We start from the raw sequence: 8,987 nt of genomic DNA, 5'->3' as shown, positions 1-8,987 counted from the left end.
CCCGAGAAAGGCCCCACGCCGTGACCACCTCCCCCCACTCGCCCGCCCAGGGCTCGATCCTGAAGCAGCCGCTGGCCGTCTGGGCCGTCGCCTTCGCCGCGGTGATCGCCTTCATGGGGATCGGCCTGGTCGACCCGATCCTCCCGGCCATCGCCGAGAGCCTGCAGGCGACTCCGACCGAGACCTCGCTGCTCTTCACGAGCTACCTCGTCATCACCGGCGTCGTGATGTTCTTCACCAGCTGGCTCTCCAGCCGCATCGGCGCCAAGAAGACCCTCATGATCGGCCTGGTGCTGATCGTGGTGTTCGCCGCGCTCGCCGGCACGGCGGGCAGCGTCGAGGGCGTCATCGGCTTCCGCGCGGGCTGGGGCTTCGGCAACGCGCTGTTCATCTCGACCGCGCTGTCGACCATCGTCGGCGCGGCGAGCGGAGGCTCCTCCGCGGCGATCGTGCTCTACGAGGCCGCTCTGGGCATCGGCATCGCCGTCGGCCCGCTGCTCGGCGGGCTTCTCGGCAGCGTCTCGTGGCGCGGCCCGTTCTTCGGGACCGCCGTGCTGATGGCCGTCGGCTTCATCGCCATCGCGACGCTCCTGCGCGAGGACGGCCCGAAGCCCGCTCCGACTCCGCTCTCGGCGCCCTTCGCGGCCCTCAAGGTCCCGGCCATCCGCACGCTGGCGGGCGCCGCCCTGTTCTACAACATCGGCTTCTTCGTGCTGCTCGCCTACACGCCCTACCCGCTCGGGCTGGACGAGATGGGCCTCGGCTTCACGTTCTTCGGCTGGGGCCTGGGCGTGGCGGTCACCTCCGTGTTCGTCGCTCCGCTGCTCACCCGGCGCCTCCCGCGCACCGTCGTGCTGCGCTCGGTGCTGCTTCTGCTCGCGCTCGACCTGATCGCCGGCGGCCTCGTGATCTCGTCGCGCGTCGGCCTGATCGTCTGCATCATCGTCGGCGGCCTGCTGCTCGGAGTCGTCAACACGGTGCTCACCGAGTGCGTGATGGAGGCGACCGACCTGCCCCGCTCCGTCGCCTCGTCCGCCTACTCCGGCGTCCGCTTCCTCGGCGGCGCGATCGCCCCGCCCGCCGCCTCCGCCCTGGCCGCCGCGATCTCGCCGGCCTTCCCGATGTACGCCGCGGCCGGAGCGGTCGCCGTCGCCGCGCTGATCGTGCTGCTCGGACGCCGCACCCTCGCCCGCGCCGACGCCCACGAGCCCGAGCCCGAGCTCGTCGAGGCGCAGGCGATCACGCTCGGCGAGTGACGCGCCCGGCGGGCTTCAGGGGCCCGCCGAGGCGTCACGAACGGTCGTCATCCGAGCGGGATGACGGCCGTTCGTGACGCATGGACGCGGTCGAGCGGGGTGGGCGCAGGATCCGACCTGTGGAGAACCGGTTCACGAGGATCGGGAGGCGGGACAGTGGCCGGATGCACGATCCCTCGCCGCTTCCGATCGGACTCCGCGGCCGCGCCTTCACCGTCGCTGACGCTCGCGCGAGCGGACTGAGCCGCGGGCGGCTCCGCAGCTCCGACCTCCACCGGCCCTTCCACGGGGTCCGCACCGCCGACCCCGACCCCGACCTGCGCCTGCGCGCGCAGGCGCTCCTCGCGCTGGTCGGTCCGGAGGCTCTCCTGAGCCACGTGACGGCGGCGCGGCTCTGGCCGCTCGACCTCCCGCCCGCCGCTGCGGACGAGCCGGTGCACGTCAGCGTCCGCCGGCCGGGACGCGCTCCCCGGCACCGGAACGTCGTCGGCCACGCCCTCGCCGATCCCGACGTCCGCCGCGTCCTGCGCCGCGGACTGCCCCTCACCGATCCGGCCTCGCTCTTCTGCCATCTCTCCGCGCTCCTCGAGCCGGACGACCTCGTCGCGGTGGGCGACGCGCTGGTGCGCACGCCGGTCGTCGGCGATCCGGCCGATCGACGGCCCTGGGTGCCGCTGCCCGACCTGCGGGAGCGCGTGTCGTCCTTCCGCGGTCGGGGCTCGGTGCGGCTCCGCGCCGCGCTCGCTCTGGTGCGGGACGGGGCGGAGTCGCGACAGGAGTCGCGGTTCCGGCTCGCGTCGGTGCGGGCGGGCCTTCCGGAGCCGGTGCTGCAGGAGCCGCTGTTCGACTCCGACGGGGTCTTCGTCGGGCGGCCGGACGGCTGGTACCCCGCGGAGCGGGTCGCGTGGGAGTACGAGGGCGACGATCACCGCACCAGCAACCGGCGCTTCGCGCGCGACCTCGGCCGCTACGACGACCCAGCCTCGATCGTCGTCCGCGTCGTCCGCATCGTCGGCGCCGAGTTCGTCCCGCACCCCGAGCGCTCCGTCGAGCGCCTGCGACGAGCACTCGCCGAACGGTCCCCGCATCGACGACCGCCGAGGGGTCGCGAACGGTCGTCATCCGAGCGGGATGGCGACCGTTCGTGACGCCTCACGGGAGGGCGCGCGCTCAGGAGTCAGGGCGCGACCTCGAAGAGGCGCGGGCGCAGCGCGGACGTGCGCGGGTCGGCGGCGCAGGCGGCGAGCGCCGCCGCGAGGACGCCGCGGGCCGGGTGCGGCTCGCGGACGTACACGTCGACGCCGGCGGGCGTGAACGGCGTCCGGGCGAAGCGGGTGAGCGCCCAGCCCGCCTCCTCGTCGGCGGCCACGAACGACCAGCGGCTGCGGGCGAGGAGGGTCAGCGGCTCGACGCCGCGCCAGCGGAAGCCGGACGGATCGTGCGGGTCGGGGATGTCGATCCCGACCACGTAATGCGAGCGCGTGCGGCCGCGCCAGCTGACGACGTCGCCGATCCCGCCGGTCGGGAGCGGCGCGTACGTGATCGCCACCCCCGACCGCGAGCGCCAGAGCGGCAGCGAGGAGCCCCGGACGAACCAGGTGCCGCTCGCGAGCGCCCGGGCGTCGATCATCGGAGAGCGTGCTTGATGTTGGTGCGGGCCAGCGCGACGGCCTCGCCCGCTCCTCCGTTCATCACGATCTTCGAGACCGCCAGCGCGAAGCCCTTCACCTGCGCGCCCGTGATCGTGGGCGGGAGCGAGAGGGCGAGCGGATCCGTCACCACGTCGACGAGGACCGGGCCGCCGTCGGCGAGCGCCGAGCGGAGGGCCTCCTCCACGTCGCGCGGGTCCTCGACGCGGATTCCGCGGATGCCGATCGCCTCCGCCACCTTCGCGTAGTCGACCATCGGCACGTCGACAGCGAAGTCCGGGAAGCCGTCGACCAGCATCTCGACCTTCACCAGCCCGAGCGTGGAGTTGTTGAACACGACGATCGTCACGGGCAGCCGGTAGGCGGCGACCGTGACCAGCTCGCCCATCAGCATCGAGAGCCCGCCGTCGCCGCTCAGCGAGACGACCTGGCGCCCCGGGTGCGAGAGCTGCGCGCCGACCGCCTGCGGCAGCGCGTTCGCCATCGAGCCGTGCATGTATGAGCCGAGCAGGCGCCGCTTCCCGTTGGGGGTGATGTAGCGGGCCTGCCAGACGTTGCCCATGCCGGTGTCGGCGGTGACGATCGCGTCCTCGGAGAGCAGGCCGTCGAGCGTGGACGCGACGAGCTCGGGGTGGATCGGGCTGCGCGTGCCGACCTCGGTGTACTTCCCGACGACTCCGGTGACCAGCTTCTCGTGCTTCTTCAGCGTCTTGTCGAGGAAGCGGTGGTCCTTCCGCTGCACGAGCGGGGTCAGCGCGGTGAGGGTCGCCGCCACGTCGCCGTGGACGGGGTGCGCGACGCTGACGCGGCGACCGAGCTTCGAGGCGTCGCTGTCGACCTGAGCGATCACCACCTTCGAGGCGTCAGGGAGGAACTGCTCGTAGGGGAAGTCGGTGCCGAGGAGGAGGAGCAGGTCGGCGTCGTGCATGCCGGCGTGCGCCGCTCCGTAGCCGAGGAGGCCCGTCATGCCGACGTCGTAGGGGTTGTCGTACTGGATCCACTCCTTGCCGCGCAGGCTGTGCCCGACGGGCGCGCCCACCAGCTCGGCGAAGGCGACGACCTCGTCGTGCGCGTACTGCACTCCGGCGCCCGCGAAGATCGCGACGGTCCGCGCCTGGTCGATCGCGGCCGCGAGGGCGCGGACGTCGGCGTCGGCGGGGACCAGGACGGGCGTCGACGGCAGCACGAACGCGGGGAAGCCGTCCACCGCTTCCAGCTCGGCGATGTCGCCGGGGAGGGTGACCACGGCGACTCCGCGGAGCGCCACCGCGCTGCGCATCGCGGCGTTGACGACCCGCGGGGCCTGGGCGGCGGTCGAGATCAGCTCGCGGTAGTTCGAGCACTCGACGAAGAGCCGGTCCGGGTGCGTCTCCTGGAAGTAGGACGAGCCGATCTCGTTGCTGGGGATGTGGCTCGCGATGGCGAGCACCGGGGCGGAGGAGCGGTGCGCGTCGTAGAGGCCGTTGATCAGGTGCAGGTTGCCGGGGCCGCAGCTGCCGGCGCAGACGGCGAGGCGCCCGGTGAGCTGCGCCTCCGCGCCGGCGGCGAAGGCGGCCGCCTCCTCGTTGCGCACGTGGATCCAGTCGATGCCTCCCTTCTCGGAGCCGCCGCTGCGGCGCACCGCGTCGACGATCGGATTCAGCGAGTCGCCGACGATCCCGTAGATGCGGGAGACGCCGGCGTCGATGAGCTGAGCGATGAGCTGGTCTGCGACCGTCTTCTGAGCCATGACCCCATTCGACCGGACCGGGCTGAGCGTCCGCTACTCCGGAAAGTGGAGATCCGGATCGGGTGCATCCCCCTCGGGACGGATGCCCTGCACCTCTAGCCTGGGAGTCGTCACAGGAACACCTCCGTACCGCTGATCCCGGGAGTCGCCATGAACCGCCGCAGAACCGCCCTCGCCCTGGCCGCCGGCGCGGCCCTCACCCTCGGCCTGACCGGCTGCTCGGGCCTGAACGGCCTGATGGGAGGCGAGACCCGCGACGACGAGACCGGGGAGATCACCGAGGGCGGGACGACCGACGTCTTCCAGCTGCGCGTGGGCGACTGCCTGAACGGCGAGCTCAGCGAGGAGGCGACCGAGGTCACCGACGTGCCGACCGTGCCCTGCACCGACCCGCACGTCTACGAGGTGTTCCAGAACCTGACGATGGCCGACGCCGACGAGTACCCGGGCGAGTCCGTCGCGACGGAGCAGGCCGAGACCGACTGCGTCACGGCGTTCGAGTCGTTCACCGGCATCGGCTACCAGGACTCGGCGTACGACTTCAGCTACTACTACCCGACCGCCGAGAGCTGGGGCACGGGCGACCGCACGATCAACTGCATGATCACCGACCCGAACGGGCCGAGCACGGGCACGCTGGCGGGCGTCGCGGCCTGATCGCGATCCCCGCGCGCGGAGGTGCCGGTCCCGCCGAGCGCTCCGCGCGCGGCCCGGGTCAGTCGCGGTCGCGCGCGGGGAACAGGCGCAGCAGCAGGCCGGAGCCGATCCAGACCACGGCGATCCCCGAGACGAGCCAGGAGGCTCCGAGGCCGGACGCCGCTCCCGCCAGCACGGCGCCGACGGCCGCGGCGGCGGAGCGCAGCCCCGCGCCGATCGTGAACACCTGCGAGCGGACGGCGGCGGGGCTCTCCTGGTCGCGCAGCAGCAGCATCGCCGCGTTCGAGGGGGCCGTGAAGACGCCCGCGACCGCGAAGGCGGCGACCGCCACGACGACGCCCAGGTCGGGGACGGCGATCAGGAGGACGGCGCCGGTCGCGATGTAGGCGGCGCCCATGGTCCACGCCGGCGGACGGCGGGTCCAGCGGCGGGCCGCCACGGCGAGGGCGCCGAGCAGGCCGCCCACGGCGAAGGCGGTCAGGATCCACGCGGCGGCGTCGGTGCTGCCCAGCCGCTCCACCGAGAGGCTGATCGCCGCGACTCCCGCCGCTCCGCCCGCGACCTGGCTGAGGGTGCCCGCCGAGGTGACCACCGCGATCGGACGGTGCCGCACGAGGTGGGTGACGCCCGCGACGATCGTCCGCAGCACGCCGACGGTCGGCGCCGGACGGGCCTCCATCGCCAGGCCGAGCGACCCGACGACGCCGATGAGGGCGAGGACCGCCATGGCGAGCATCGCGGTCCGCGCTCCCCCGACTCCGACCGCGAGGCCCACGATGGCCGGCCCGCTGATCGAGGCGACCGTGTACGAGAGCGAGTCCTGCGCGTAGGCGCGGCGCGGCTCCGGGATGGCGCTCGTGACGAAGCTCGACATGCCGCCCATGTAGACGGGCGTCGCGAGCCCCGCGAGGAGCAGCAGCACCACGATGAGCGGCGTCGGCACCTCGCCGAGGAAGGCGGCGACCGCGAAGGCGACGGCGGTCGTGAGCGCGGCGCCGACCAGGAGCCGGCGGGGGCGGCGGACCCGGTCGAGCACCGTGCCGACCAGCGGCGCGGCGATCACGGCGGGGAAGAGCGCCGCTCCGGTCAGGGCACCGCCGAGCGCGACGTCGCCGAGACGCTCGACGGCGAGGACGGGGAGGGCGACGACCATGCCGGCGCTGGCCAGGCGGAGGGGGATCGACGCGGCCTGGTAGCTGACCGCGCTCATGCGGGACCGGGGATCGACATCACCTCCGATGGTGCCACGGCTGCGGGGCGGGGTCGTTCGGAGAGGCAGGCCACCGGCGTCCGAGCGGCCTGCGGCGGCGCGCCCTAGGCGATCGGCGTCCGCGCCGCGAGCTCGGCCGCCGCCGCGACGCCCAGGCGCCAGGGCGCGCCGTGGCCGGGGAGGAGGGTCCGCGCCCCGGTCCCGGCGAGGACCCGCAGCGAGTCGAGGGACAGCGCCGTGTCGGCGGTGGCGGCGCGCGCGACCAGGTGCGGGCCGGTGCGCGCGGAGTAGGGGTCGAGCGTGACCAGGGCGTCTCCGCCGATCACCGCGTCGCGCTCGGAAAGGTGCAGCGAGACGTGCCCGTCGGTGTGCCCCGGAGTCGCGAGCACGCGGGGCGACCCGGGCACGTCGAGCACCTCTCCGGCGGTCAGCGGCAGCGTCCCGTGCACGGGCGGCACCGCGAGCGCCCCGGCACGGGCCATCGCGCCGAGCACCGGGATCGCGGAGGGGTGCAGCAGCGGGTACACCAACGGGGTGCGCTGGCGGCGGTAGGAGTAGGGCTGCGCGGCGAGCGGCTCGTCGGCCGCGTGCAGGTGCACGGGGACGCCCCGCCGGACGAGGCTGCGGGCGACGCCGAGGTGGTCGAAGTGCGCGTGGGTCAGCACGAGGGCGTCGATGTCGCCGAGCGAGCGGCCGAGCACCTCCAGCGCACGGACCAGGTGCGGCCACGTCCTCGGGAGTCCGGCGTCGACGACGGTCAGCCGGCCGGCCTCCTCGATCAGGTAGAGGTTCGTCCAGGCGTGCTCGAGCCGGTGCACTCCGGGCGCGACGTCCCGGTGCAGGCTCGCGCCGCCCCCTCGCCGCTGCTGCCGGCCCTGCTGCTCGCGTTGCTGCTGCTGCTCGCGCTGCTGCTGCTCCATCGTGCTCCCGCCCCTCCGGGCCCGCGCCCGATCGCGACGACGCTACGAGCGTCTGCGACGGATCGGACAGGGCGTTGACGGCGGGGGTCCGCGTCGTGCAGGGCTCAGCGGCGCCGCCCGCGGAGGGCGAGCTGCACCGCCGCGAGCAGGAGGAGGACCGCGAAGAGGATCCCGGACACGCGCGCCGGCAGGAGGAAGGAGAGCGCCACTCCGGCGAAGGAGAACGCCGTCGCGGTGAGCCCGACCACGAGGCCCGCGCGCACGTCGAGCAGGCCGCGCCGGGCGTTCGCGATCGAGCCGGTGACCGCCGTGGGGATCATCGCGGCCAGCGAGGTGCCCTTGGCCAGGAGGTCCGCGAGCCCGAAGGCGCCGACCAGGACCGGCACGGCGATCGCTCCGCCGCCGATGCCGAAGAGGCCGGAAGCGACGCCCATCCCGATGCCGAGCCCCGCGAATCCGGGCCACATGCCCCAGCCCTCGGCGACGTCGCCGGTGTCGTTCGAGCCGAACACGGCCATCCGCACCGCCGCGGCCACGAGCAGCGCCACGAACATCCAGCGCAGCACGCCGAGGGGCAGCCGCGCGAGCAGCCAGGATCCGGCCACCGCCCCGAGCATCGCCGCAGCCGCGATCACCGCCGCCGGGACCCAGGCGACCTGACCGGCGAGGGCGTAGCCGAACGCTCCGGCGACCGAGGTCGGAGCGATCGCGAGCAGCGAGGTGGCGGAGGCGCGGCGCTGGTCCATCCCGGCCCACGCGATCAGCATCGGCACCATCACGATCCCGCCGCCGACGCCGAACGCGCCCGACAGGGTCCCGCCGACCGCGCCGATCAGGGCCAGGACGAGCAGGGCGCGCGGGCGCATGCGCGCGGCCGTCCGATCGGGGAGGGGCGCCTGCGGGGCGGTCGCGTCGGTCACGGCTCCATGCCACCACAGCACCGGGCCGAGGGCGAATCGACGGGCGTCGACCGCGTTCCTGAGAGGACCGGCCCGGCCCGGCCCTCCTCTCTGGCAGTTGCCTGGGCGGGCCGGATCCGACCGTGACGTTCGGCGTCGACGGAGCGTCCTACCTGCATACCCCGCCTGATCGAGCGATCGGGCCCCGAGCGAAAGAGGAGACCATGGCCGAGACCACCGCGACCACCACCCGTCAGACCAGCACCGGATCCGGACGCACCGTGATCGAGGACGGCGTCATCGCCAAGGTCGCCGGCATCGCCGCGCGCGAGGTCCCGGGCGTCCACGCCCTCGGCGGAGGAGCGGCCCGAGCGATCGGCGCCATCCGCAGTGCGATCGGCAACGACGACCGCGGCCAGGGCGTCAAGGTCGAGGTCGGCGAGCGCCAGGTCGCCGCCGACATCACCATCGTCGCCGAGTACCCCGCGCCGCTGCAGAAGGTCGCCGAGGACGTGCGCTCCGCCGTCGCCGACGCCATCCAGCACATCGCCGGCATGGAGGTCGCCGAGATCAACGTGACCGTCCAGGACGTCCACATCCCCGAGGACGACACCCAGGAGTCCGACCCGCGCGTCGTCTGACCCGTTCCCCCGCACCGACGCCCCGG

General features: G+C 74.1%; 9 protein-coding genes. 4 read left to right on the top strand and 5 right to left on the bottom strand.

Annotation, left to right across the window (positions count from 1 at the left end):
- The first annotated feature begins 20 nt into the window (after positions 1–20).
- Both C5C37_RS16785 and C5C37_RS16780 read left to right on the top strand, forming a co-directional pair.
- Positions 21–1,256, top strand: a complete 1,236-nt coding sequence (locus tag C5C37_RS16785; protein WP_104246960.1) for an MFS transporter — start codon at positions 21–23, stop codon at positions 1,254–1,256.
- Positions 1,257–1,420: 164 nt separating this feature from the next.
- Positions 1,421–2,404, top strand: a complete 984-nt coding sequence (locus C5C37_RS16780; protein ID WP_104339324.1) for a hypothetical protein — start codon at positions 1,421–1,423, stop codon at positions 2,402–2,404.
- A 29-nt stretch (positions 2,405–2,433) separates the two neighbouring features.
- Here the strand turns inward: C5C37_RS16780 and C5C37_RS16775 are convergent, their stop codons facing one another.
- Both C5C37_RS16775 and C5C37_RS16770 read right to left on the bottom strand, forming a co-directional pair.
- Positions 2,434–2,886, bottom strand: coding sequence for a hypothetical protein (locus C5C37_RS16775; RefSeq protein ID WP_104249952.1), 453 nt, complete (start codon positions 2,884–2,886; stop codon positions 2,434–2,436).
- Complete coding sequence (locus C5C37_RS16770) at positions 2,883–4,634, bottom strand: pyruvate dehydrogenase (protein WP_104287823.1); 1,752 nt, start codon at positions 4,632–4,634, stop codon at positions 2,883–2,885. Before C5C37_RS16770 ends, C5C37_RS16775 begins: the two co-directional genes overlap by 4 nt.
- Before the next feature lie 150 nt (positions 4,635–4,784).
- On the opposite strand from C5C37_RS16770, the gene C5C37_RS16765 reads away from it, so the two are divergent.
- Positions 4,785–5,291 carry a septum formation family protein gene (locus C5C37_RS16765; RefSeq protein WP_104261346.1) on the top strand — a complete coding sequence of 169 codons (507 nt, stop codon included), beginning with the start codon at positions 4,785–4,787 and terminating at the stop codon, positions 5,289–5,291.
- 58 nt (positions 5,292–5,349) lie between these two features.
- Here C5C37_RS16765 and C5C37_RS16760 read toward each other — a convergent pair whose 3' ends face one another.
- From C5C37_RS16760 to C5C37_RS16750, 3 genes are all read right to left on the bottom strand, one after another.
- Positions 5,350–6,501, bottom strand: coding sequence for an MFS transporter (locus C5C37_RS16760; protein WP_104339323.1), 1,152 nt, complete (start codon positions 6,499–6,501; stop codon positions 5,350–5,352).
- A 104-nt stretch (positions 6,502–6,605) separates the two neighbouring features.
- Positions 6,606–7,421 (bottom strand): MBL fold metallo-hydrolase, encoded by an 816-nt coding sequence (locus tag C5C37_RS16755; RefSeq protein ID WP_104339322.1) that lies wholly within the window; start codon positions 7,419–7,421, stop codon positions 6,606–6,608.
- A gap of 104 nt (positions 7,422–7,525) precedes the next feature.
- Positions 7,526–8,341 (bottom strand): sulfite exporter TauE/SafE family protein, encoded by an 816-nt coding sequence (locus C5C37_RS16750; RefSeq protein ID WP_104339321.1) that lies wholly within the window; start codon positions 8,339–8,341, stop codon positions 7,526–7,528.
- A 203-nt stretch (positions 8,342–8,544) separates the two neighbouring features.
- On the opposite strand from C5C37_RS16750, the gene C5C37_RS16745 reads away from it, so the two are divergent.
- Positions 8,545–8,961, top strand: a complete 417-nt coding sequence (locus C5C37_RS16745) for an Asp23/Gls24 family envelope stress response protein (protein ID WP_104225148.1) — start codon at positions 8,545–8,547, stop codon at positions 8,959–8,961.
- Positions 8,962–8,987: the final 26 nt, after the last annotated feature.

Source organism: Rathayibacter sp. AY1F9 (assembly GCF_002932155.1).
GTDB lineage: Bacteria > Actinomycetota > Actinomycetes > Actinomycetales > Microbacteriaceae > Rathayibacter.
This window is presented reverse-complemented; position numbering and strand designations above follow the sequence as displayed.

What these genes read in the sequence shown, in the direction of transcription:
- C5C37_RS16755 (WP_104339322.1), bottom strand. Translation starts at nt 7,421, where the DNA reads ATGGAGCAGCAGCAGCGCGAGCAGCAGCAGCAACGCGAGCAGCAGGGC.
- C5C37_RS16775 (WP_104249952.1), bottom strand. Translation starts at nt 2,886, where the DNA reads ATGATCGACGCCCGGGCGCTCGCGAGCGGCACCTGGTTCGTCCGGGGC.
- C5C37_RS16770 (WP_104287823.1), bottom strand. Translation starts at nt 4,634, where the DNA reads ATGGCTCAGAAGACGGTCGCAGACCAGCTCATCGCTCAGCTCATCGAC.
- C5C37_RS16780 (WP_104339324.1), top strand. Translation starts at nt 1,421, where the DNA reads ATGCACGATCCCTCGCCGCTTCCGATCGGACTCCGCGGCCGCGCCTTC.
- C5C37_RS16765 (WP_104261346.1), top strand. Translation starts at nt 4,785, where the DNA reads ATGAACCGCCGCAGAACCGCCCTCGCCCTGGCCGCCGGCGCGGCCCTC.
- C5C37_RS16745 (WP_104225148.1), top strand. Translation starts at nt 8,545, where the DNA reads ATGGCCGAGACCACCGCGACCACCACCCGTCAGACCAGCACCGGATCC.
- C5C37_RS16760 (WP_104339323.1), bottom strand. Translation starts at nt 6,501, where the DNA reads ATGAGCGCGGTCAGCTACCAGGCCGCGTCGATCCCCCTCCGCCTGGCC.